The following is a 22,807-nucleotide window of genomic DNA, read 5'->3' as shown; positions in this document are numbered from 1 at the left end:
CGAAGCTTGAAACAGCAATCAGGCTAGCTGCGGGGGCTGATCAGGAAGACGCGTGGCCGCCCAAGATACAGCTTGGCGGCCAACACGCTGTTGTCAGCGCCGCAGCGCTCAACCAGATCGCGAAGCTTGTTCAGCGAGTTGACCTTGTGAGTCGTTGTCAGATGCTGGAAGCGACGAATCTCGTGCGACGTGCAGGCCCGACGCGCCGTGTTGAGCAGACCGTTGCGGTCCAGGAGCTTCAGGTTCTCGGGATGTATCAGGGCCACGAGGTTTTCGATCTTGTTGATCTTCTCTTGCAGGTGCTGGAGGGCATCGGCTTCGGTGAGCACCCCAAACCGCTTCCATGCGGGTTCGTGATGGAAAAGCCGGTTGCGGAAGTCGCGGATGGTCGATACCAGGTCACTTGCGTGCGTAAGCACATGGCTCGCCTGGGTGCTTGGCCAAGTGCCCGCGAAAACAGTCCCCAGGCGGCTGGGCCAGATCAGGCCATTGCCCATGAACTCGTGATCGAGCATGAACTCCCAGGTTGAGAATTCGGTCTTCGCCACCACGCCATGATGGTGCGGCGTGATGTGGCCAGTGACGCCGTACCGATGCCGCTGCTCGGAGATGAACTTCGTGGTCGCCTTTGCAAAGTTCTTTCGGACGGCGTCCACAGGCCACGGAGGTGGGGCGCCCCGGACGAACGTCCGGTAGCGAAGCCGTGTGCCAGACCACCAGAAGTTACCTAGATGCGCTCGCAGCGCGCGATCGATGGCATTGCGCAGGGTAATCTCGGCCGCACCTATGATCGGGTAGATGGCGCCGCTGACATGGGCGTTCCATAGGTATACCCCCATCAGCTCAATGTCGTTGGTCGGCTGGAAGACGTTCTGGTAGCTGGTGATTCGCTCGTTGGTGATCAGCTCATCTATGAGGGTCGGGCGGTACTGAAGCGTTTTTGGCATTTTTACGATATGAAATCTGTGTTCGGCCTGCTCCAGCACAGTTCCTCCGCGTTGACAAGCCTTCCGGGTGATCCTACAATACGCTTAAGGTTGGTGACGGGCTCCAATGGGCGCAAGCCTAAGACCCTTCACGTAAGACCTAAAACTTCCACCCCGGCCTAGAGCCGGGGTTTTCACTTGTAAGGCGCTTGCTAGATGTAAGGGCTACTTGTGATGGCTCTACGCCGTCAATTGTCCGACCACCACGTTTTTGCGCCGGTTATCCACCAGCTCGGCCGCAGCGCGTACTGGCGCATCCTCTGTGTGGACGTATCGCATGAGCATCGCCACTGTCTTGTGGGCAGGGAGCATCATGCCCACTTTCACCGGAATGCCCGAGTTGGCGATGCCCGTAGCGGAACGGTGGCTGATGCCATGCGTGCCAACGTGCACACACCAGCAGCCTTGAGGGTACGGCACCAGCCGCCGTCGTACTCCCCCGCCGTCAGGTGCTTCATCGGATTGTGGAACGAACGCAGCACGTAGGACGAGCCCTACTGCTGTTGAGCAGTTGATAGCAGCCAATAGGCCTCTTCGCTCATGGGCTTGGACATGCAACCGGTCTTACTGTGGGACCAGACAACGCGTCAGTGCTTCAAGTCCACCCAATCCCACTCTAGCAGCACGCTCTCGGAGCGACGGCCCGCAAACTCGAACTGCCGTCGGATCGCCAAGGGAATGACGGCGTGTTCCAGGGATTCGGCCTTGGCCTTGTCGAGGTGTCGAAACAGCTTGCCCACCTCCTCGTCGCTGATGAGGTGGGTGAACTTCCCTGCAGGGAACATCAGGATGTGGAAGATGATGCCAGAGCCAAGGTGCAATTGGGTCTGAGTCAGAGGCCAGTCATACCGAATCGCCGTCGCACTTGGCCTCCAACAGGGAATCGACCAAGAATCCACCCACCGCCCTCCGTGCACGCCCAGCCCTCCGCACAGAAATCTAGCCTCCTGAATGCAGCCAGAATCATGCGACTCCGGTCGGAACGCTCCTCACGAACATGCCATCAACCTCTAATTGCTCCTGCGCCCCTGCCAGATGACATCATTTGACCTGCGCAGCTTCGTTCTTTTGGCCGCCCTTCAATGCGTTGTGATGGGCACCGTCCTGCTGGGGCTGCGCAACAACGCCCCCGTGCCGATCCCGGGCCTGCGGTTCTGGGGAATCGCTCCGCTGCTGGCCCTTGTCTCCACCCTCGTCTACGGGCTGCAGGGCGAACTCTCAACGGTGACCGTGGGCAACGGCTTCCTGATGGGAGCAACGCTGGCTTTGCTAGCTGGCACCAGGCTTTTTCTGGGCAGGCCTTGGAGGTGGCGGCCATGGCTCGTCCTGATGGCTCTGTGCTTGTCGAGCCTGCTTGCATTCGCGGTAATTTGGCCTGACTACCGAGCGCGCATGCTCATCTTCGGCCTGAGCATGGCTGTGATCTGCGCCGCCCACGTCCGCACGATTGCCCTGTACAGCCGTGGCCTGCCTTCGCGGTTGATGCTGGCGGCCATGGGCTGGCAAACGTTGGTGCTTTTGGCGCGTGCCCTGAGTACCTATTGGATCGACAGCCCCGCAACTGGGCGCTTCGATGGGGGCTCCCTCCTTCAGGCCGTCTACATCGGCACCTACAGTTGCTCAATCCTTGTGGTGCTCGTGGGCGCTCAGCTCATGGTCAATGAGCGATTGAGAGAGAAGTTCGAATACCTGGCCACCCATGATGACCTGACAGGTGTGCTCAACCGCCGTGCGATCATGCGTCGGATCGACCAGGAACACCAACACTGGCTCAATGAGGGCCGGGGCTATGCCTTGATGCTGCTGGACCTGGACTTTTTCAAGCGCATCAACGACACCTTTGGTCATCACGTGGGTGACCAGACCCTGATCCGGATCACAATGGCCTTGACGCAAGGCCTGCGCCGCACCGACAGCCTGGGCCGTTACGGAGGCGAGGAATTCATCGCCCTTCTACCGGACACCGACATGTGTGCAGCCCTGACCCTGGCAGAGCGCCTGCGCAAGATGGTGGAGGAAATGCCCCTGGTTGGCGGTGAGCCAGCCTGCACAGTCTCGATCGGCCTGACGGTGGTGCAAGGCGGGGAAAACACGCCCGAGGCCGTTCTGCTGCGCGCCGATCGCGCGCTCTACAAGGCGAAGGATGCAGGGCGCAACCAGGTAGCCATCGCTCAGTGACCCGCGTTGGCCCAGGAGATACCTGGTGCCAAAAGAGGCTTACATCAGCTCGAAGGGAGTCAAGACGCCGCAAAGGCGCTCAGGATGCTGATCCTCCACAACCAGCCACAACATGGGCCCGTCCTGCACCTGAGCCAACTGCAGCACGTCGGCCACCCTCATGTCAGGTTGCAACAGGGCGTCGTCCTTTACTGCGACCAGCTCCAGGTCAGCGCTGCTGGCACACTCGATGGACTCACAAAGTCGGGTCTTCCTCTGACTGCCATTCAGGTACTTGGCCAGGCCCAACTCGGAAAGCAAGAGCCAGGAGTCGCCGAGCCGCACCGGCAAGAACGAAAACGAATGCATGAGCATGAGCTGGCGCACATGCGCAACGGTTTGCCACGGCTCGACAGTCATCGGCGACGTGACCATCAAATCCCCAACGGTTCTCGACACGACATTCCCCCCAGGATCAGCCATCAGGCCTTCTTCCAAACCAATGCAAAGCTCGATCGCTGCCGCAGTCGCGTGCCGGGCGTAGGCCCCGGTGTGCATCGCGTCATTGCGCGCGGCCAACACGATGTCGAAGAGCGCGCGAAACGACTTGAAGCGTGAGGGCAGTGCCTGCACCAGGTGCGTCAATGCGGTCGAATCACGGGCGAACTTTTCAATCTTCTCGCGGTATTTCCCCAGCGCTTCCTGCTTGCCGTAGACGCGCAGGCCCAGCGCTTCAAGGGCAAAGCAGATCCCCCCACAAACCCTTCTGCATCTGCCAGGGCGGCGTAGCGCGCCTCGCGCAACCGATCTCGGTAGTAGAGGCGCTCGGGGATGGACAAGGGCTGCGGCACTGGGTCTTGTTCGCGTGACATCCATGGGTCGCTGAAGCGGGTAAACGTCGATGGTAGTCCCCAAATTTCAACGAAACTGGCATCGGTAGATGCCTGACGCAAAGACACAACAGACCCCCATGCCCAAGGCGGAAGTGCCACAACAGAGCAGGTAGTCTTGCGCCATGCAGACAAGGCAATCCAGAGATGAGGTGCCTCGCACGAGGCGCCAGATCAAACGACAGGCTCAACGCCAGGCGGCCCTGGCACCCCCCAAAGATTTCCCGGAACGGGAAGTCGATCCCTGGAAACCGCTGGGATAGGACATCCGCCCTCCCCCACCTGGTCCTCGATCGCGCGCCATGGTCTCAACGATCAAGCAGCTGGCGCAGATCCTGCGCCTCGGCCGCCAGGTTGCGCAGCGCCTGCGCACCCAATTCAGCCCGCCCGCACTCCGTGTGAAATAGCCCCAGGCCCTGCCCCAGGAAGCGCTCCACCAGCCCCAGACGACCCCGCAAGAAGTCCTGCTCGGGGACGTGGCGATACTCATGTCGGACCTGGGCCCGGTACTGCGCGTAGCGCTCAGGCCTCGCACCCAGGATGGCCAGATCGATGTCCACCATCAGGCGTTCGTCATCCGCCGCCGGCATGGCCGCGTGCCGTGTCACGTCGATGAGTCGGTCAATCGCACTGAGCATCTCCTCGGGCACGCCCACGGGCCCCAGCATCGACCTGGCCAGCTGAGCGCTCGCTTCCTCGTTGTCAGCACGATGGGGGTCGTAGATAGCGTCATGGAAGAACAGGGCCAGTGCCAGCGCCGAGGGCCAATTGCTGGCGCACCTGGTGCTCCCACTGCCCCCGGTGCACCAGGTGCTGAGCAGATCCAAGGCCTCCTGCAGGTGCTGGGTCGTGTGATAGGCCCGGTGGGGCTCGCCCCAGCGCTGCAGCAACTCATCGATCGCGCCCGACGAGCTGGCCGCAGCCGCTGTGGCCATGCTGCAGGCCCAATAGAGGCGCAGCGTTTCGTGATCACCCGCAGGAGAGGCATGCGTCATCGTTGTCAGAAAGGGGGTGGCGTTGCGGCATTGTCCTCCCAATCGTTTGAAGAATCACCGTGGCAGGAGAATCTAGAAATACCGAATTGAATAAACAATCTCAATTTCAAAATTCCTCCACAGCAATTCAAATAATGATTGAATATTCCAGAGAATGGGATTAATATAAAACCATTGAAATTTGAGAGGGCAACATGGACGACCTTATCACTCGCGAAGAAGCCGCATACCGACTCGATATTCCGCTTTTCAGGCTGGATGAAATGATTGAAGAGGGCACAATGCCGGTTCACATCACGTCCGGGCGCGATGTTCTCATTGATTCGTTCCAGCTTTCCACTTCACCGGGGTATCGGGCGCTGGCGCCGGATCTGAGCCATGTCCAAGAATGCCTGGCCAAGTGCGAAGAAGGCCCTCCTTGAACGCACCAGCCCAAAGCAAAAGCCACCCAGGGGTGGCTTTTTTACTTTCCGAGGCTTCTGGCCATTTTTGCAAGCCGACTACTGGGCTTTCGGGGTAAAACGGGAGCAGCCCCACCCGAGTTGTCGGATGTTTCCGGCAATGGCTCAGGCCGAATCACCGGAACTGGATCGACTTCAGAAATAGGCTGACGCGGGGCTTCGGACACAGCTGGGCGGGCGAATTCGATAGTGGAATCCAAGGATGCCTGCACAGTCGCCGGGGCAGGCGCAGAGGATGCCGATATTGGCATTGAAACGCCCAACATCCCCCCAGCATGCACTGCAGAAGCTGCCAGAGCATTCAACCCAATCGAGGCCAATGAGCGAAGCCGTGCCGCACGGTATCGCGGGGAAATCCCTGTGAACACCTCCAGCAGCTCTGGATAGGCCTCATTGAGAATCACAACCACGCGGGCATATTCTTTGATCCCACCCAGTTGTGGACCAGGTGCACGTGAAACAAAGGCAGACATCCGCCCTTGCTCAATATGCAACCCGGTCAAAGCCAAGGTGCGAAGACGCTCAGACCGGATCTGAGAGGGCAATTCTTGCAAATGCCCCTGCAGATCCTGGAACGCCTCATTCAACTCGACTACGACCTTGAGCGTCACGCGACCGATCCCATCAACCAGAAACCACGGGCATTAGAAAGCACGGGCTCATTCGGCGAAATCACTTTCAAACGCGGGAACGCATCTTGAATCGTTTCACGGAAGAAGTCTGCACCGCCGCCCGTGAGCACAACGATGTCAGGCGACATCTGTTCGCTGCGCAGTGATTTTTGAATCGAATTCGCAATCACCGATGAGAGTTCCTGGCTGGCGCGCTTCAAATAGGGCTGGAAGTCCACGCGCTGGCCCATCAGCAGAATCGAGGTCTTACCGGCGCGCACTGCGTTTTCGAGTGCTTCAACAGTCGGTTTAGCACCGTACTCCTGCGCAATCAAAATTCCTGCCTGCTCCAGCAACACCGAGGACGCCTGCAAACTGGTATTGCTGGATCGGCGATGGTATTCGCCATCACTGATCAGCACCCAGTCCAATGAGAAGAATCCCGGATCAACAACGAGAATTCGAGCCTCCTCGTCAATAACGGCATCATCACCCGCTTCGTCATCTTGATTGAGCATGTCAAACAAGCCGCCAATGGGCTGTGCAACCACCTTGACGGACTTGACTTCCACCGTGCGCTTGGGTGTCACTTTGTGTTTGCCCGTGAATTGGGCCTCCAGCGCCTTGCGCCGTGTTTCATCTTGGAATTGGGAGACCGGCAGGCCCGTGACGAGAACATCGATTTCGGTCATGCCCGTCATCAGCAGGCCTGCGTGAAAAAGCGCTTTATAGGATTCGGTGCTGGAGTAATCCGCATGCAACGACCGCTCCCACATTTCGGCACGGTCACTTGAAACACCCGCAATGAACGGTTGATCGTTGACCAAGACGTGCAAAAAATCATCTTGGGCTTTGCCATCAAAGCGGCCACCAAATCGATCTGCAGGCGCTGCACCTGCTGGACGAATTGCAGTTTTCATGCCCTGCTCAGCAGTGCCGTACGCAATCTTGATGTTCGAGTAGCCGATGTCTTGACCAACAATGTTCATTGCAACCTCTTTGCGATAATTGAAGATCACATTGTAATTCAATTTAATTGCAATTAAATGAATAAATGCAATTCAGTCGCCAGCTAGTGACATCGCTGTAGCTCATCAGAAACACACCAGTGAGCGACCGGACCAAGGCCCCACGTGATAGCTTAGTTCAGGCCTAGCAAGCTCATCGACAAGGCGGATTCACTCGTCTGGCCCAGGTCGGACACCCCATCCCCAGGCCGGGGTAGGCGCATGCATCGCTCATAGACGCCTCCACGAGCACTTTGGACAAAGAGCTAGAGGGTAGATCCGCCTAATCAAAGCGGATCTACCCTCTGAAGTCCATCAAAAAAGAGGACGTTTTGACCCTCTCAAAAAGTTGTCCGCCTATAATTATGCGGAAGTACCCCCCTGTTCCACCTAAATATAGGCGGACAACTTTTTAGCCGCTCCGGGCCTAGCGTTTCGCAGCTTCACACAACATCGGATCGCGGTGAAATCCACATGGCGGATTTGGGGGGTACATCCGCCTACAGTAACAAGGACGATTCGGGGGGTACTATGGAATCATTTGACGCGGCAACCGAAGCGATCGAAGTCGCGATCAAAGAGCTGCACAACCAGGCCATGCGGGTCGCAGATCGGTACTACCTGCACGTCAATGCTCATGGTGCACGCAGCACGGGGCCGGAGTCCAAGAGCAAGCTTGAGTTGACCTACACCATCAAGGGCAACAGCATGGAGGCCAGGTGGCAGGCCATCAATTGGTACGGACCAAAAACCAATCGAACACGAATTCGAAAGGCAATTGCAAGAGATGCAAAGAACTTCACCTACAGTGAAGCAGCATTGAAGTCTCATGCACAACCATGGGAATGGCCAATGGTGAGATTGACAGAGACGGAATTGAAGTACATCCGAAGGCAACTCAATCACCTTATCAAAGCAGTGACATCAATGCGACATGCAAAAACTCTCAGCAAAATCACTGAGGCAAAGATCGCAGAGGCCGAAAAGCTTTACGAAGAAGAGGGTTGATCGCCTTCCGGGCAATTTGAAATGGTCTGAGGATTGGATCTGAGGTGAACCTCAACGACTAACTCATGGCGGCATCCAATAGGCGCTGGCGCGATATCCAACCATTGACTCATCGACGCCAGGGATCATGGGAACAGCAGATATGAATAAGGTTTGCGTTCCTCTTTTTGACCTTAGACGACTAGGATCGGGTCATACACCTTGTCGAATTCGTTGCGCTACAGCTACTTCGTGACGCTCGGACGCATCGCACCCATAGATCCACGATCAGAATCACCAAATGCCATCCCGGCATTGCTCATCGATAGGTCTTGAATTTATCTTTCCGCCAACAATAGATGAACCAAACAATCTAGCGAATGACTTTGCTCGGATTGTGTGTGGGTGTTCATGAATTACTAACCTCGGCGCTGCATTTCAAATCATTTCGTCGTTCAGCGATAGTCATAACGACGGCTGGTATCCGATAGCGAAGGGCGTGTAGGGAATTTTATCCCCCGGATCGACCTCGAATTCCAGTCGAGGCGTCATGAACAGGGAAGTCATGGCCGGAGGCAGCATATGACACCGCTTGATATCCAGGCGGGGGCTTATTTCCCACGATCGATGCACTATTTCGCCATCCATACTTGAAATTCCCACGATTTCTTCGGATGTTTCTCACCCATCTCCCCGGAAATTGATCTTCAAGGTCTGCTGACTGCATTCAACAAGCACTCGAACGGCCATGACGGTCGTTCTGCATTGTCTCCGGGTGTGGTTTTCGGTCGATACGGTCCTCGCATCCTCAATTGGGCATTGACTGCATGGTGTTTTTGGCATCGGTCCCTGTCTTCGGCTGTTGCGATTTCGAATTTCGACTGTTGACTGCATTCCAAGTAGCGCAGTCATCGGAAGTAGGGCTTTTCGTTCTCTCTTCGGGTCTTTGCACACGGTTGGCTGAGCGATTCCGGTGACCCAGGTGGAGCCGCATCGAATCGCGCCAGCAATTTCCCCGTTCGAATTGGATTTTTCTCCCGGATTTCGACGTTTTGGACGTTCCCACGGGTCTTTGACGAACAGACACAACATTCGAAGACTTTCACCCGTCCTGAAAAGCAATTTTCTGAAAAGCGGAGGATGCGTCCCCAGGCCTTGTCGCGTCCGATTTGTCTACCGCGCATTGGTTTTTCGTTTTCAAGCGCCCTGCCCGCTCTGGGCGCGATCTCAACCCCTGAGGGGCGCCCCTTTCTGAAGTGCGAAGCACTCAAGATAAAAAAGACCCTTGGAAAGTTAGAAGCCCCGGACGCCACGGTCATGTAAGTTAAGTAGCTCTACTCCAGAGGTTTTTCAATTTCCGCTTTGTTATGACCTCAATTCGCTTGCAACTGCATTTCTCAACTCTGGTATTGGTGAATTTGTTGCGCGTTTGACATTGCCAGCGTTTGCGGCATTTCTTTGGAGCGCGTTCTGCGCGCTGAGCCTGGCGGTCCTGGTTAAACACCAAAAGCCAGTGGTGAAACCATCTGAATGACGGCTTTGCATGCGGCTTGTGCAAGTATCCAAGCGCCAGCATGGGACGCTAAGTGTTTGAATCCGGATCTGACATTCCAATCCGAAAGCGCCAGCTCATCCCAATGCACCTGGTCAAATGAAAAATCACGAAGCGCGCCCTATTCCCGCTATTGCGTTCAAGGTGTTGCTGTTTTCTGAGCGAGATTCGTTGCGCACCAATGCCCCCGTGTGCCTTTCGCGCCAGCGATGAATGCGGATGCCTTGCTCCGTTCCTCGATCACCGCCCTCCCCTGCAATTTCGGCTGAGAGATCCCGGGGCCGGGTATTCGATCAACACGCGACTTCGGCGCCAGCCTCCCGCGCACCCCAATCCGATAGCTTTCGCCTCCACCATTCGAGGACTCAAGAACCGACGATGAGGCCGCTCAGGCCGCCCGCAACACCACCGGCAAGGGGTAGCCCGCATCAAGCTCTTCCGGACCTTCCTGGGCCCGTCTTCGGATTGGGTTGGGCGTGATGGGTGTTGCTGCGGCCTGGATCTCCACAGCCGGGGTCCTGGACATCTCGCACGGAGTGCGGTTTTCAGTACAATGGCCTCGTCTTTAGATGGTGGCTATGCCCCTCGACACACACTCCGAGCTGAGGAGTCAAAACAGCAACTTTCACCGGCCCTGCCGGTTTTCATCAACCCACGCGGGGCCTATGCCCCCTGGGTACGTGGCCCCGAAATTTTTCGGAGACCACATGAATCGAATGACGCGCAGCCATCAAACGCTGCCGATGACCTCACGGCCTCTGGCTGCTCAGGGCTTGAAGAGCTACCGCTATCGACTGCCTTTCGGCTTTGTCATGATCGGTGCATTGAATGATCTCGACGCGCTCAAACAGGCGGGTCGCAGCATCGATCACACCCCGCAAGTCGCGAACCTGGAGCATTGGAATGGGCTTGCCTACATCCCTTGCGAGCAGACCAGCATGACTTCATCGAGCTGAACACGACAGCCCGCCCAGGGCTGCAGCGCATCAGCCATTCACCCTTTCGTCACCCTCACGGGCCCTGTGCCCGCTTTGGGGCCGGGCTCGCCTTCCCTCTGGAGAAATGCCATGCCCATAGCAACCGCGCGTAAAGCGCACTTCGTCCAAGGTGCCAAGCACCCCTTGGCGCTCGATGCGACCACTTCACCACCAGTCCCGTGCGACCTCAAGCTCGGCGATGTGGTGACCTTCACCAACGACTTCGGCGTGGCCTTCAGTGACCTCAAAGTCACGGGCTTCACGCCCTGCGTCGAAGGCCATGGCCGCTTCGTCTACCTGGACAAGGACAGCTGGTGGTTCCCGGTCAAGCCTGACCAGCTCCACCTCCAGTAAGTCCGGCCCCACATCAACCCCTGCGGGGCTCACGAGCCCTGCGAGGGGCCGTGACTTCGCGATTTTTCGGAGATCGACATGTCACCCAACGAAACACCCCACCCCGACCTGGCCAAACCGGTGCGCCGACTGCTGTGCACTTGCTGCGGCTCAGTCACACGCGGCCGACAGTTCTTCAACCAAGACACCGGCTACGGGCTCGGCGACTGCTGTGTTGCCTTCGTGACCCCTCGTGTAGAGGACATGGAGCGCACCTATGGCGTCTCGGGCGTCCACTACAACGTGTCCACCACCTGATCACCCCCCGATCGGATCTCGCGGGCCTTCTGGCCCCTTCCTTGAGACACCTGCCCTCCTCTGTGGAGCGCAGGTCTCTTTCCCAAGTGCTCCTGCAGGAGCGTTTCGGAAAGCAGACTTTCTCTCTGTTGGCGTAATGCCACCAGGCTGAAACGGCAGCTGGCCGTGCCCTCCGGGCAAATCAGCAATTCACCAGGCGCCAGCCTGATTTCAACCCTGACGGGCCCCGCCCGTCCAGGGAGGTGCTCGTCTCCCTTCTTGGAGATGACATGAACCAAGTCTCCGCGGACTACAAATCGAAAAACGAAGCCTTTCGCTGCGGGTACTCCGCTGCGTTCCAAGGCTTCTCTATGGAACGACCCGCCCATCTGCGCAGACGCACCGATGCGCGGGATTTCGAAGACGGCTGGCTGGCTGGCAACCAGGTGAAAACCTCGTTGCTTGCCGGCGTGCCCACCGTCCGAGTCGGGCTGCTCACTGCGATTCCGGTCGCCATCCTCCAGCAGGACGGCACCGGCCTCGTGAAGTGGCGCTCTGACTCGGCGGGCAAGGACTACTCCAGCGCAGCGCTGGCCGAGATCGGGCTTCACGAGAAGCTCGGTATTCGCGCCAGCCAGAACTGGCTGTACGAAGCGCCAGCAGGGAGTGCAGCATGAGCACCCAGTTGGAACGCCTCATCGAGGCCTCGGGCTCTGCAATCACGTTGAACGCACAGATCTACCTGGTCACCAGCGTCACCGTGGAGGGCAATGTCGGTCTGGCCTCCTTCCACACGTCCAGAGCTGTGCACACCGGGATCCTGTGCCCGAATGTCACGGTCCTCGGTCGCCCCGGCGCTGAGGTCTGGATGATCGTGGGCAGCGGCCGGGGTCGAAAGATCGCGGAGTTCGCTGTGCACGAGGGCAAGGCCCACGCCTTGGTCTGCTGAGAGGTGCTGAACATCACGGCCTTGACCCACTCGGTCGGGAGCCGTACGCTATGACGCATGCCTGATCAACGTCCAGTCCTCTTCGGTAGATCAACCTCTCAAATGGCTTCTCTTGCTCGGGACGCGATGGAGGACGCCGTGGCGGATTTGGCCAAGGCAGGAATCGCTGTGTGTGGCCTCCACCAGGGCCGCATACAGCATCTCCTCCCATCTGATCCTTTGATCCAAGCGGTCATCAGGCGAAGTGAGCAACGAAAGCAACAAGCCTCGGGTTCAATCTGAATTTGTGCAACGTGGCTACCGGCCTCGACCAGTCATGCTCTGCCGCAAGGCTGGATATGACTTGCAAGGCTGCTTCGATCTATTTTCACCCCCTGACGGGCCTTGTGCCCGATGGGTGCATGGTCTGTCGTTACCCCAAAAGGAAACACATCTCATGCTGACATTCTTTTCGCAAAGACCCTCATCCTTGACCCGAAAGGGACAAGGGAGTAGCCTTTCTGGCATGCAAAGCTCCAAACCAACCATCCTTGGTATGTCCCTCAGCCGTTTTGCCGCTCGCGCAAAGCAAGCCGGGGAAAGAGCAGTCGCTGCCAACTTGCAGGCCGGTATTCCCGTCACTGGGCTTACCAATGGTCGCCTGCAGACCATCACTCCCGATGACTCTCGCGCCGTGAACCTCATTGCCAAAGCCCGCAATGTCGAAACAGCGTGAAGTAATCGAGAACAAACCCACCCTCACCGTCTTTGCAGGCCCTAACGGGTCAGGCAAAACCACGCTCGTAGAAGACTTCTCCCATGAAGCCGACTTGGGCATCGTGGTGAATGCCGATGCGATCGGGGCGAGGTTGGCTCAAAAGTCCGGTCAGCTGCAGGCCAACTCGGACCAGCAACTGCAGGCCGCGATCGAGGCCGAGGCTTACCGCTACCAGCTGATCGAACAGCATCAGTCCTTCGTCACAGAAACTGTCATGTCCGATCAGGTGCGCTGGCGCAAGTTTTTTCAGACCGCCATCGAGCACGGTTTCGCGATTCACCTGGTGTTTGTGTCCACAAGCGACCCAGAGATCAACGTGAAGCGTGTTGGCCAGCGTGTTCTCGCAGGTGGCCATGACGTGCCCCCGGCCCGTGTCCGTGAGCGCTATGAGAAGGTCCATGCGTTTTTGCCCGAGGTCATTGGACTGGCAGATGTCGCGATGATCTTCGACAACAGCGACCCAGACAATCCCCATCAGATCCTGCTCACCAAGAGCGAGAAAGATGGAGATCTCGAACCCATGGTCTCTCTCGATGCGATGCCCTCCTGGGCAACCCGCTTGATGCGCTGACCAGCCATTTCACCCACCCCATGACGGGCACCTGTTGCCCCATGGGGCCGGTGCCTGTCTTCTTTTCAACAGGAAAACAGGAAATGAACCAAACCCTCCAGGCCCCTGCGGCCAAGACCTCTCCCGCCCTCTGCGGCAACTGCTTGAGCCCCATCGAGAACCATCCTGAAAACGGGTGCGTCATCGGTGCGTTGTTCAAGGTGCTGCACGATCGCGGCGAGATGGAGCCCAGTGAGATCCACCGCTTGCACGCCGCGTGCGACGTTGACCGACTCTGGGACGAAATTGGCCTGCTGGTAGACGAGCTGGGCGATGGTGACTTCAGCTCTAAAGATGCGTGAGCATCGGAGTGGCAGGGACACCAGAACTGTTGCCTTGATTCGCTTTAAAGCGAATAATGTATGCAACTGATCCGCTACCAACGAGTGGACGGGAGCGTCCCGCTCTCGGACTGGCTCAAAAAGCTACCTGACAAGATGGCACATGTTGCCATCTTGAGAAGGCTTGATCGACTCGCTCAAGGCAATCCTGGCCTTACCCGTCCTCTTCGTGGCGGTGTATGCGAACTCAAGATCGATCTTGGTCCTGGTTACCGCGTGTATTTCGCACGCCATGGCCAGACCATCGTCCTGCTGCTATGCGGTGGGAGCAAAGACACCCAGGTGGTAGACATTGCGAAAGCGATTACCTACTGGGAAGACTGGAAAGACCGCTCTCGGAGCACACCATGACTCACAAAGCATCTGTTTCACACGAAGACGCACTGATTCAGGAAATGGCCACCGACCCCGAGTTGGCGGCCGTCTACATTGATTCTGTGCTGGCCGACGGCGATCAGGCTGAGGTCATGCTGGCGATTCGTCGGGTCACTGCCGCATTCGGTGGTGTCCAGGCCGTTGCCGAGCGTGCGAAGCTCAATCCGCAATCCCTGTACCGCACCCTATCCGCCGCTGGCAATCCGGAGCTGAAAAGCCTTCGAGCCCTGCTGGCGGCCATGGGTTTGCGTGTGGCCGTCACACCGCTCTGATACATCCTCTTTAACCCTCGGAGGGCACCTATTGCCCTCACGGGGCTGGTGCCTTCCTTTTACCCAAAGGAATTCACCATGAACCACACCAACGCCCTCCAGGCTTTGAAACTGCGCATCGAGGCCCTGGCCTTGCTGCAACAAGCCGAAGCCCTCGATCGCCTCAAACCCTACGCCGTCACTCACGAGCACCGAAGCGGTTCTTCGACCTACTTCCTCTGGGCATCGCATGCCCCGAGCACTGAGTCGGCCTGCACCGTTCTGGATGCCCCGTTCGAGCCGGAACTGGATGAGACGCTCGACATCATGGGCGACTTCACCTTGGACGAACTCACAGGGGTGTCGATCGGCTCCCGCCTGGACAACCTGGTCGAGTTCGATGCCTCCTCTGGCTGGAAGCCTGGCGAGTGGGGAACGCTCAACGGGCTTTCCTACATCGTGTGGTGGCGCTACGGCGACCCCGTCAAGGCCGAGGACACGTTTGTGCCCGTCGTGCGCACCTATGCGAGCGAGGATGAACGCCGGCAGGCGTACTCCCCCTTCGTCTTGCCAAGTCACCAGGCTGTTTGCCTGCCAACACCATTTGAGGCCCAGCAGAAAATGCAGCCTCAGTTGGCGTAGGCAGGCCTCCTGGTGGCGTCTCGTGATCCGGCCGTAAGGCCTGGGCATGCTGGCGCGTTTGTGGTCTGGGATCTACAGGCCTCGGACGGCTAGTGCATCGTCGGCGACGACATCAATGCATTGGTTACCGAAGACCAAGATCACCTGACCTGATCGCCAACCTCAACATCATCATCCACCCGATGGGAACCACCATCGGGGTGGACCCATCTCCATTTTCAGGAGAGTAAAAATGACTTCTCAAACCAAGGCCCTCGCAGCCCAATACTCCATCGACCTCGATGATGTCGCGGAGTGGGTCGGCCTGCACTACGGGCGCGGCTTCTACACCGAGTCCGCTCCCAAAAAGCGGGAGTGGATCCTGCGCTACGCAGAGATGCACGGTCTCAAGAGCTGCACCGATAAGGTCGCCGAGGCCGGGGAGCTGCTGATCCGCGCTCTGGCAGCATTGGGTACTCTCCCCGAGGGCACCAAGGCCGAGCACGAGCAGCTCATCAAGCACGCCTCGCTGGCGCTGCACCATGCAGCCCTGAGCAGCCCCCAGGTTGCCCAGAGCTTGCGAACTCATCCGCCTGAAGGCATCGACCTTCAAGCGGTGCATCAGGTCTAAGCCTGATCACACCCATGCCCCCCGCGCCAGCAATGGCCGGGGGTTTTCTTTTTTTCGATCCATCAGATTAAATTTTCAGAGTCGCATTCCGAGCCAACGCGCCGATGCACGTCGTAAATTTACTCTGAATGGAAGGTGCATATGCCCAGGAATTCGGGAGACACCATCACTTCCTATTGAGGTAATGCTGTCTGACAATAGTTCTGAAATTCAAGTCAATTTTCTTGATTCGATCAAAAACAATCTGCCGCGCAAGCCTCTGAAGATCATCACCGGAATCTGGCAGTGAAGCTTGGACAAAATCAACAATCGCAGCAACCGATCTGGCCTTGACCAGTTGAAGTCGCCATCCGTCACCTGATCGACCAGCTTTAGCAACTCTTTCTGCCGCCTCAAAGGGCATCACATCCTGACCTGACGCCCATTTTTTGAGCCTACTGTAGGCAATAACAGGATCAGAAGGGGACGCCGCACGAAAAATGAATTTATGCAATTCAACAAGAGTCTTTGCGGAGGCTGACTTCTGGATCATCGATAGCCAGTTACCAATTGCGTGTCGCTTGGGATCTGCAATTTCAAAAAGCTCAGCCACATGATCCACACCCGATAGTGACGTGAATATTGGCAAATAACACATGCTAGAAACCGCCACCAACGCCTTCAAAAGTCGCTCGGCGAAAATAGATTCAGATGGGCGTATGCCCGCTCCGTTCTTTGACCACCAATGTGCCACATCATCTACGATGTTATGACCACAACATCTGCACCGAATTTCAGTGCGGTGCATGCCAATTGCCAAGGATGCTGGAAGCGCCTCAATTGCCTGGAATAAATTTAAAAGATTGACAAGCAAAGGGCCATCAGGAGCGGTACCTCCAAGGCCTCTGAGAAGGTCAACATCCAATCCGGACATATTCCCAATCGACTTTAGAGTTACCTCGCTGGCTTTATGTTTGCCTCTTACATGATTTTCAAAGTTCTTGAACTGTCCACCCAAAGCATCTCTCAAATAGGCCTGATGACTTACAGCATCTGTGACGAGTCTGACCATGAACTCGGGATGTGGTGGACTGAAAAGGCCCGGTGTCAGATCCAGAAACTTGCCATAGGTACCAAGTTCTCGCTGAACAGCAACCGGCTCAAAGGGCGATATGAACGAGCCTGACTGTTGCACGGCGGAGGATGTCGTTTGCGAGTGATGCTGGCGCGCTAAGTTTTCCATGTTGCGGTACCAAAGGGGTCACCTGGCCGGGGAGGATATCGCCTGTCCCCCGGGACGATTTCAAATTAACTTCAATGGAAATGACATGACTAATTTCGAACTGAACGCATCCCGTGGCCCCGTGCCGAATGGTCCCAGCCAAGTTCCTGGGCACCCCTCGGGTGGTGGCCGTGGCAATCACCCACCAGCAGGTAAGGGGCGCTGAAACAGTGACGGGGCATCAATGCTAGGTGCCTCATCCCAGCGCCAGCTCAATGCTTTTCGATGCTGTCACCATCGCCCACTGAGAGGGAGCACTCGGAACTGCGGCCGAAAGTTGGCCGTCATGGCTGTGTTGAGCTTGCTCCACTCCTGATCGCATCGCTGCATGCGCTCCCGGGGCAGGCCTGCGCGTTGGGCAACGCGATACCCCGCCTCGGTGCCGGTGCCATATGCCCAGCAGGCCTGGTTGTAGACACGCTGCTCGTCCAGGCTGTGCTCGTTGGCCATGAAGCGTTTGCGCTCCTCCGTGCTGAAGGTACTGGGATCTCGGGTCTGCGCCAGCCGGTTCCAGAACCACACACCGGGTTCGACCACCCTCTTCTGAGCGTCTGTCACGAAGCGAACGGCAAACCACACTGCGAACTGGTCGGCCACATCCTCTTCACGTCCCGTCACGGGCACCTGGTTGATCGCAATGACGGCGTGGCCCAGCTCGTGGAGAAAGACGCTCCACACGGCACCATCGACGTAGCGCGAAAACTCCTCGCGTGGCAGCTTCATGAGGTAGTAGTTGTCCTCGGCTGCAGTCTTGGCCACCAGCTGGATGAACTCCAGGCAGATCGTGATCTCGCGCGCCTGAGGGTTGAAGAAAGCATTGGCCACCTTGCAGGACCGAAAGCCGACGTGCAGGTCCGATCGCAAGGTGAGCGAGGTGTTGACCACCGCAGCCATTCGCTCAGCCAGTTGCGTGCCCTTGATGACCTCCAGAATGGGTTGCTGTGCAGGCTCTCCGGCATCCCCATAGAACGGTGTGGCGCGGGCCTGCGCCATGGCTGGGCCCGCATACGCGCAAAGCACCAGGACGCTCCCGATAATCGCCTTCCATTTTCCCATCCACCCTCTCCCTCAATATGGGGGAAGTCTAAGCGCTCAGGCCTGGGCCGAGGAAGGGGCGGCCAGTGGGTTTCGTGCGCGGCCAATAGGTACGACTTTTTCGAAACCCATACCCTGGTGGTTTTCAGCGCCCACAGCGTGACAAGAGCGGATCCATCACCACACAATCACCTCTGATGACAGATCAAATTCCGAACCCAACTACGTCGGCTCCCGTGCACGCCAGGTTGCTGGCCATCGTGGCCGTTCCGCAAACCAACCGGGTGCTCTGTCAGCAGCCTGGATGCCAGCACAGTGTTTACGCTGCCATTCACGTGGTGGACGAAGGAGGTCAATTGCTGGCGCTGGGATCGAGCTGCTTTGCGAAGCGATACGGATCTGCAAAGGCTCTGGGCCAGCCGCTGCATGCTGGCGCCTCTGGATCTGGGCGCCCCCTCTCCGACGAAGAGCGCCAGCTGCTGATCGACAACACCGCCGAGCTGATCGAGCGCTTCAAGGTCGAGGCGGAGCGGGCAAGGGCCGAAGCCGCTGCCAAGCTGCAGGCGCTGCGCGCTCGCGCAGCTGCCCAGCATCAGGGCCAGCCCAAAATGACTTTCCTTGAGCGCATGGAGAAGCTATCCCAGAGCAGAGAGCAGCCCAGCCAGCCCGCAGAAAGGCCCCTGGCGGCCTCCAATCGCCCTTGGGCATGGCAGCACCCCAGAAACACCTCTGTGGCGGTTTTGACGGACCCTCAAGGCCAGCACTGGGTTCGTGTCCAGCACTTTGACGGCTCCCAGAAGCTGGCGCCGTGGCCGGTGTTCGACGGATGGGATGAGGCGCTACCACCCTCGTGCGGTCATCCCGATGAGGATCTGCAGGCGTACTCAGTGCCGAACATCGTGGCCACCCTCACGAAACTGGGTTCGATGGGGTTCAGTGCTCCCAAAGTGGGTAACTGGTCAGAAGTCAGGCCGAAATCGCCTTGACCGTGAAGTTGGACATTCCGATCAGATCCGCCAGTCCATCCGACGCAAACCCGCCACAAGACCCGATCGAAATTGGGCCTACCCTATACTAAATTTCAAAAATGAAGGCATTAAGGGAGAGCACAAATTGAAACTCGCAGTTCTGAGTTTGGCCGTCCTGCTGGTCGCTTGCACGGATCGTTCAACTACCGACGACAGGGCTAAGGCAGAACAAGTGCCCATTGAAACGCTGCTTGCCGAGGTGGACAAGCTGAACGACCAGTGCAGGGGCGGCTCTGGTGACTCCGCCAAAACCACTGAGGCCTGCGACAAGCGCGACGCGAAGTTCAATGAGGTTGCGGCACGTGGCTGGTGCTGGGGGCCTAAAGACGCCATTGGCGCTGACCAGCATTGGATGCGCTGTGCTGACGACAAGTCGAGCGCCAGCCAACAAGCTGAATGGTTCGCCATGACAGAGCGCGGAAACTGCAAGGCCATCTCAGTCGCCGAGGTATCGCGCATGCTGGAGAAAAGCACGCAAGGACAGGCCGTCACGAAAACAAACAGCGACGGTACCTTGCTTGTCGCAGCAAAGTACAAGGATGGATCTCAAGCGAGTGCCACTCTCTATCCTTCGTGCAATGAGGCATATGCCGCAAACAACATTGAGCCCCAGCCAGAACAGCAGGTAATAGGGTCTCCACCGAAGGAAGAATCTCCCCGGTCAACAAGTGGCACGGTCGTCAGCCTTGGGGAGCTGAAAAGAATGACTGCCGTTGGCATGGAGCCGTTCAAACCCTATCGGGTCTCCACCATGATCAATGCCCTGGACCTGGGAACCGATGGCCTCTGCGATCAACTGCGGTACGACGGCTACTGTGAAACCGAGCGCGAACGGGTCTACGTGAACATCAGTCTTGACAGTCAGGCCTCGCGCGGCCAGTTGTATGACTTGCGGGGCAAGACGGGTGCCGCGATCTGCGCGACAGTCGTCATGCATCCCCGCAACGTGAATGGCACGCTCAATCTGATCGGTATCACACCAGGTCGCTGCAGTTGATTTTCAAATAGACTCAGTATTTTCCGCAGCAGGCAGAGATCATATTCAGTAGTCTTAGCTGCCCGCGCAGCCTTGTAAGGCGTGAGCCAAAAATCACCATCTCAAGGGTGCGGACGTTATTATCAAATCATCCCAGCTGCCTCATCGAATTTCTTCGAAGTGGAGATCAAGGCCAATCCAATACGGAGGTGCAAGAATAATGGGAATATTGCCCAAAAGAATAACAAAGATGCAATCACAAAAAGATAACCAATGACAATCGAACCATTGGCCCGACCAAAAACATTCTTGGTCCGGTTTCTATAAGCATAGCCAATAAACTTGCCGGTTTCATCATCCAACTCGCCAACTACGGCAACATCATCACCTCTGTTTATAACCCAAGGCTCTGAGATCGATAACTCAATAATCCTATTGACATTACGAAGCTCAAATTGCACATGATTTCGTTTAATCGCCTTGTACGATTTAACATTCCCCTCAATAACTTCCAGCATAGAGCATGCTCCCTAATATCATTAACCAACTGCTTCTTATCGAAGCCAATCATTCTGAAAACCAAGCCCTGATGTCGTCATATTGCTGGTTTCCAAAGGCAAGCAACGCCCTCACCTCATGCGCCCGGGTGTTGAGGTAAGGCACACGCGGCGCCTCTTCGTTGGGCACCAGGTGGCACAGCAAATCGTCTTCATCCAGGTTCAACAAGAGGCGACAGGCCAAAGGGCGATGCTCATAGATCTGGCACTGCCCTGACTCCAGGAACACGCACGGCTCGCCTCGGTATTTCTGGGTCATCTCCTCGCGGGCGCGGTCGATCTCATCCCCCTCGAAATCCATCGCAAAGCCAGCTGCTGCATTGAGCTTTCGGCCGGTTTCCTTGGCGATCACCGAAGCCTCGGCCCGCGAAATGACCACGGAGATGCTGCAGCAGTGGCTACAGCCCTTACGGCAGGCCGCCAACGGGGCGACGGCATCTGTGATGGCCTGCGCACCCTTGCGCAGCCAATGCACGCGCTGGGTGGCCGTCTTGGCGTTGGCGGCTTGGCCAAGCAGCTGAGCTTCGCGCCCTCGATCCAGGCCCGCTATCTGCGCCAGCTTCGAGCTGACACGACTCTCAAGCCCATCCCATCGCTGCTCGACCAGGCGCGCATGCGCTGCCGCTGCGGATTCAACTTCATTGCTCAACGGTAAGAACTCCAACAAGGCCTGGGACACCGGGGCATGCACTGGGCGGTGCAGTTGCTCCCCCTGAGCTGCCTTGATCCCGGCAAACAGCGCGCTCGACAGGGCTCTGCTTTTGCGCGCCTTTGAGGAACGCACGGTGGACTCGTCAGCCTCACCGGCACTCTTTGCTTCGATGTATCGGTCAATCGCACGCTCGATCTCAGGCTGGTGGGCAAAGTCCTGAACCAGCTGAGAGATCTGCCAAACCCATCCCATGGCGAACTCATCGCCGAGGGCGGTGGCCTGCTTGCGTCCCCCAGGCTTTTTCTGGAGGCCCGAGCACTTTTCCTTGATCCAAGCGGCCCGTGCCTTCTGGCACTTGCGGGTCAGGACTTGTGCCGTGTACGCGGCGATTTCGACCTGGTTCTTGAGGCCGACAAAGATGTACTTGCCGACATTGAAAACGCCCTGGCTGCGCTTGGGCAGCTCGGCATCCTCCTTGGGCACCATGCTCGCGATCAGCATCCTGCAGCCGAAGGCGTTTGCGACCAATCCAGCCAGCGCCGCTTCCCACTTGGAGGGCTTGTTGCGCGCCATCGTTCGGCTGGCCGTCTGGGCCTCGCCAATGTCTGCCTGCGTGATCGCCTCTGCAGTCAACCCGTGCTTGCTCATGAGCGCGTGGGCCTGACGCATGGCGGTGGCGGCCTCGTTGGGGTTGTCAGAGGTGGCCAGGGCCAAGCACTTTTTGATCTTGGCCAGAATTTTCGGGTCGAGTTCGGAGCTGCTCAAGGGTGGACTTTCAAGCGGTGGGGGCGAAGGTATGTCTACGGCGATCGGCCATCACTGCGAACGGTTGGCCGGGGAACAAGCTGGCGCCTGGCCCTGGTCGTTTGCGGCGCCAGCCGTAGCCATTGCACCGAGGAGCTGTGCGGTGTGAGCGCGCATCTGGGCCAAGAAAGCCCGGAAGTCAGCCTCGTCAGGAAACCGGGTCTTGAACAATGCGACAAACTCGTTGCGGCTCATCCCGGTAGCAGCCCCGGACATCGAGGCGACCATGAGGTCAGCCATTTCCTCGTACACACAACTCATTGCGCCTTCTCCTCTGAAAACAGCCCCTGCGCCAGCATCTGCGCCTGTTCCTGCAAGGCGTTCACGTGAGCGCTGGTGAGACCCCCAAGGGGCTGCGCGCCATCAGCCAAGGCCTTGGCCACGAGATGAGCCCAAAGAAGCCCCGCACGCTCCTGCGGCAAACCGCATTCAGCGGCGAATTCCGCCTGGCGCCCGGACATGTACTGAATCGCGGTCACCGCAGACCACCTTTGGCCGAGACCCGCTTTCAACGCGGCCAGGGCTACAACCAGATCCGCTCCGCCCGAGGACCCAGGATCCTCTGCCAGGGTGGCCAGCACCACGCGAGCACACAGGCGCGCCTTGGGCAACTCCAAAGGGGCTGCAGCCCTTTGCTGGGCGATCTTGTGCTGTAGGGCTGCACTCACCATCTCTGTTCTCCCATTACAAGCCGTGCGAGGGTCAA

Annotated in this window: 27 protein-coding genes and 1 pseudogene; 17 read left to right on the top strand and 11 right to left on the bottom strand. The window is 57.8% G+C overall.

Going from position 1 to position 22,807, the window contains the following annotated elements; translation table 11 throughout:
- Window positions 1-23 precede the first annotated feature (23 nt).
- Window positions 24-986, bottom strand: coding sequence for a CAAX protease (locus tag L880_RS0118020; RefSeq protein ID WP_245615223.1), 963 nt, complete (start codon window positions 984-986; stop codon window positions 24-26).
- Between the two features lie 180 nt (window positions 987-1,166).
- A pseudogene (locus L880_RS32800) lies at window positions 1,167-1,780 on the bottom strand (tyrosine-type recombinase/integrase); the annotation flags it as partial.
- 220 nt (window positions 1,781-2,000) lie between these two features.
- Between L880_RS32800 and L880_RS0118005 the strand changes: the two are divergent.
- Window positions 2,001-3,164, top strand: a complete 1,164-nt coding sequence (locus tag L880_RS0118005) for a GGDEF domain-containing protein (RefSeq protein WP_051443410.1) — start codon at window positions 2,001-2,003, stop codon at window positions 3,162-3,164.
- A gap of 39 nt (window positions 3,165-3,203) precedes the next feature.
- Here L880_RS0118005 and L880_RS0118000 read toward each other — a convergent pair whose 3' ends face one another.
- Window positions 3,204-4,019: a CBS domain-containing protein gene (locus L880_RS0118000; protein WP_157462968.1), complete on the bottom strand. Its 816-nt coding sequence runs from the start codon at window positions 4,017-4,019 to the stop codon at window positions 3,204-3,206.
- 322 nt (window positions 4,020-4,341) lie between these two features.
- Window positions 4,342-4,968 carry an HD domain-containing protein gene (locus L880_RS32795; protein WP_169737780.1) on the bottom strand — a complete coding sequence of 209 codons (627 nt, stop codon included), beginning with the start codon at window positions 4,966-4,968 and terminating at the stop codon, window positions 4,342-4,344.
- A gap of 254 nt (window positions 4,969-5,222) precedes the next feature.
- Between L880_RS32795 and L880_RS0117990 the strand changes: the two genes are divergently transcribed.
- Complete coding sequence (locus tag L880_RS0117990; RefSeq protein WP_027476849.1) at window positions 5,223-5,450, top strand: hypothetical protein; 228 nt, start codon at window positions 5,223-5,225, stop codon at window positions 5,448-5,450.
- A 41-nt stretch (window positions 5,451-5,491) separates the two neighbouring features.
- On the opposite strand, the gene L880_RS35740 is transcribed toward L880_RS0117990, so the two are convergent.
- Window positions 5,492-6,100 (bottom strand): hypothetical protein, encoded by a 609-nt coding sequence (locus L880_RS35740; protein WP_157462967.1) that lies wholly within the window; start codon window positions 6,098-6,100, stop codon window positions 5,492-5,494.
- Window positions 6,097-7,131 carry a ParM/StbA family protein gene (locus L880_RS0117985; RefSeq protein ID WP_245615222.1) on the bottom strand — a complete coding sequence of 345 codons (1,035 nt, stop codon included), beginning with the start codon at window positions 7,129-7,131 and terminating at the stop codon, window positions 6,097-6,099. The genes L880_RS35740 and L880_RS0117985 overlap by 4 nt, the downstream gene beginning before the upstream one ends.
- A gap of 507 nt (window positions 7,132-7,638) precedes the next feature.
- Between L880_RS0117985 and mobI the strand changes: the two genes are divergently transcribed.
- The 13 genes from mobI to L880_RS0117915 all read left to right on the top strand — a co-directional run bounded on the left by mobI (window position 7,639) and on the right by L880_RS0117915 (window position 15,788).
- On the top strand, window positions 7,639-8,115 hold the full coding sequence (mobI, locus tag L880_RS34470; protein WP_157462966.1) for a conjugative transfer protein MobI(A/C): 477 nt from the start codon (window positions 7,639-7,641) through the stop codon (window positions 8,113-8,115).
- Between the two features lie 2,238 nt (window positions 8,116-10,353).
- Window positions 10,354-10,602 (top strand): hypothetical protein, encoded by a 249-nt coding sequence (locus L880_RS0117970; protein ID WP_157462965.1) that lies wholly within the window; start codon window positions 10,354-10,356, stop codon window positions 10,600-10,602.
- Between the two features lie 111 nt (window positions 10,603-10,713).
- On the top strand, window positions 10,714-10,977 hold the full coding sequence (locus tag L880_RS0117965) for a hypothetical protein (RefSeq protein ID WP_211245335.1): 264 nt from the start codon (window positions 10,714-10,716) through the stop codon (window positions 10,975-10,977).
- 78 nt (window positions 10,978-11,055) lie between these two features.
- Window positions 11,056-11,274 (top strand): hypothetical protein, encoded by a 219-nt coding sequence (locus L880_RS0117960; RefSeq protein WP_027476845.1) that lies wholly within the window; start codon window positions 11,056-11,058, stop codon window positions 11,272-11,274.
- A gap of 269 nt (window positions 11,275-11,543) precedes the next feature.
- Entirely contained in the window at window positions 11,544-11,930 is a 387-nt protein-coding gene (locus L880_RS0117955; protein ID WP_157462964.1) for a hypothetical protein, read from the top strand.
- Window positions 11,927-12,202 (top strand): hypothetical protein, encoded by a 276-nt coding sequence (locus L880_RS0117950; protein ID WP_027476843.1) that lies wholly within the window; start codon window positions 11,927-11,929, stop codon window positions 12,200-12,202. The genes L880_RS0117955 and L880_RS0117950 overlap by 4 nt, the downstream gene beginning before the upstream one ends.
- Before the next feature lie 436 nt (window positions 12,203-12,638).
- Window positions 12,639-12,917, top strand: coding sequence for a hypothetical protein (locus tag L880_RS35735; protein ID WP_157462963.1), 279 nt, complete (start codon window positions 12,639-12,641; stop codon window positions 12,915-12,917).
- The gene (locus tag L880_RS32785) at window positions 12,901-13,530 is read left to right on the top strand and encodes an ATPase (RefSeq protein WP_084461413.1); all 630 of its coding nucleotides are present in this window, start codon (window positions 12,901-12,903) and stop codon (window positions 13,528-13,530) included. Before L880_RS35735 ends, L880_RS32785 begins: the two co-directional genes overlap by 17 nt.
- An 83-nt stretch (window positions 13,531-13,613) precedes the next feature.
- A complete protein-coding gene (locus L880_RS36060; protein WP_027476842.1) occupies window positions 13,614-13,871 on the top strand; it encodes a hypothetical protein in 258 nt (85 codons plus the stop codon).
- Window positions 13,872-13,931: 60 nt separating this feature from the next.
- The gene (locus L880_RS35075) at window positions 13,932-14,261 is read left to right on the top strand and encodes a type II toxin-antitoxin system RelE/ParE family toxin (RefSeq protein WP_027476841.1); all 330 of its coding nucleotides are present in this window, start codon (window positions 13,932-13,934) and stop codon (window positions 14,259-14,261) included.
- Window positions 14,258-14,557 (top strand): helix-turn-helix domain-containing transcriptional regulator, encoded by a 300-nt coding sequence (locus L880_RS0117925; protein WP_027476840.1) that lies wholly within the window; start codon window positions 14,258-14,260, stop codon window positions 14,555-14,557. The genes L880_RS35075 and L880_RS0117925 overlap by 4 nt, the downstream gene beginning before the upstream one ends.
- A gap of 78 nt (window positions 14,558-14,635) precedes the next feature.
- The gene (locus L880_RS0117920) at window positions 14,636-15,178 is read left to right on the top strand and encodes a hypothetical protein (protein ID WP_027476839.1); all 543 of its coding nucleotides are present in this window, start codon (window positions 14,636-14,638) and stop codon (window positions 15,176-15,178) included.
- A 232-nt stretch (window positions 15,179-15,410) separates the two neighbouring features.
- The gene (locus tag L880_RS0117915; RefSeq protein ID WP_027476838.1) at window positions 15,411-15,788 is read left to right on the top strand and encodes a hypothetical protein; all 378 of its coding nucleotides are present in this window, start codon (window positions 15,411-15,413) and stop codon (window positions 15,786-15,788) included.
- A 166-nt stretch (window positions 15,789-15,954) separates the two neighbouring features.
- Here L880_RS0117915 and L880_RS35725 read toward each other — a convergent pair whose 3' ends face one another.
- Both L880_RS35725 and L880_RS34465 read right to left on the bottom strand, forming a co-directional pair.
- Window positions 15,955-17,010, bottom strand: coding sequence for a hypothetical protein (locus tag L880_RS35725; RefSeq protein WP_157462962.1), 1,056 nt, complete (start codon window positions 17,008-17,010; stop codon window positions 15,955-15,957).
- A gap of 270 nt (window positions 17,011-17,280) precedes the next feature.
- Window positions 17,281-18,105 (bottom strand): DUF4344 domain-containing metallopeptidase, encoded by an 825-nt coding sequence (locus L880_RS34465; protein WP_084461411.1) that lies wholly within the window; start codon window positions 18,103-18,105, stop codon window positions 17,281-17,283.
- 227 nt (window positions 18,106-18,332) lie between these two features.
- Here L880_RS34465 and L880_RS32770 point away from each other — a divergent pair, with 227 nt between their 5' ends.
- Together L880_RS32770 and L880_RS0117890 are read left to right on the top strand one after the other, a co-directional pair.
- Window positions 18,333-19,070, top strand: a complete 738-nt coding sequence (locus L880_RS32770) for a hypothetical protein (RefSeq protein WP_169737779.1) — start codon at window positions 18,333-18,335, stop codon at window positions 19,068-19,070.
- Between the two features lie 127 nt (window positions 19,071-19,197).
- On the top strand, window positions 19,198-20,109 hold the full coding sequence (locus tag L880_RS0117890) for a hypothetical protein (protein WP_157462960.1): 912 nt from the start codon (window positions 19,198-19,200) through the stop codon (window positions 20,107-20,109).
- 122 nt (window positions 20,110-20,231) lie between these two features.
- Here the strand turns inward: L880_RS0117890 and L880_RS35070 are convergent, their stop codons facing one another.
- From L880_RS35070 to L880_RS0117875, 3 genes are all read right to left on the bottom strand, one after another.
- The gene (locus L880_RS35070; RefSeq protein ID WP_084461409.1) at window positions 20,232-20,606 is read right to left on the bottom strand and encodes a hypothetical protein; all 375 of its coding nucleotides are present in this window, start codon (window positions 20,604-20,606) and stop codon (window positions 20,232-20,234) included.
- A 49-nt stretch (window positions 20,607-20,655) separates the two neighbouring features.
- A complete protein-coding gene (locus L880_RS0117885; RefSeq protein WP_027476833.1) occupies window positions 20,656-22,062 on the bottom strand; it encodes a DUF7168 domain-containing protein in 1,407 nt (468 codons plus the stop codon).
- A gap of 296 nt (window positions 22,063-22,358) precedes the next feature.
- Window positions 22,359-22,772, bottom strand: a complete 414-nt coding sequence (locus tag L880_RS0117875; protein ID WP_027476831.1) for a hypothetical protein — start codon at window positions 22,770-22,772, stop codon at window positions 22,359-22,361.
- Window positions 22,773-22,807 lie beyond the last annotated feature (35 nt).

Origin of the sequence: Curvibacter gracilis ATCC BAA-807 (assembly GCF_000518645.1) — a bacterium.
GTDB lineage: Bacteria > Pseudomonadota > Gammaproteobacteria > Burkholderiales > Burkholderiaceae_C > Curvibacter > Curvibacter gracilis.
Note: the sequence above shows the minus strand (reverse complement) of the source record. Positions and strands in the feature narration are given on the sequence as shown.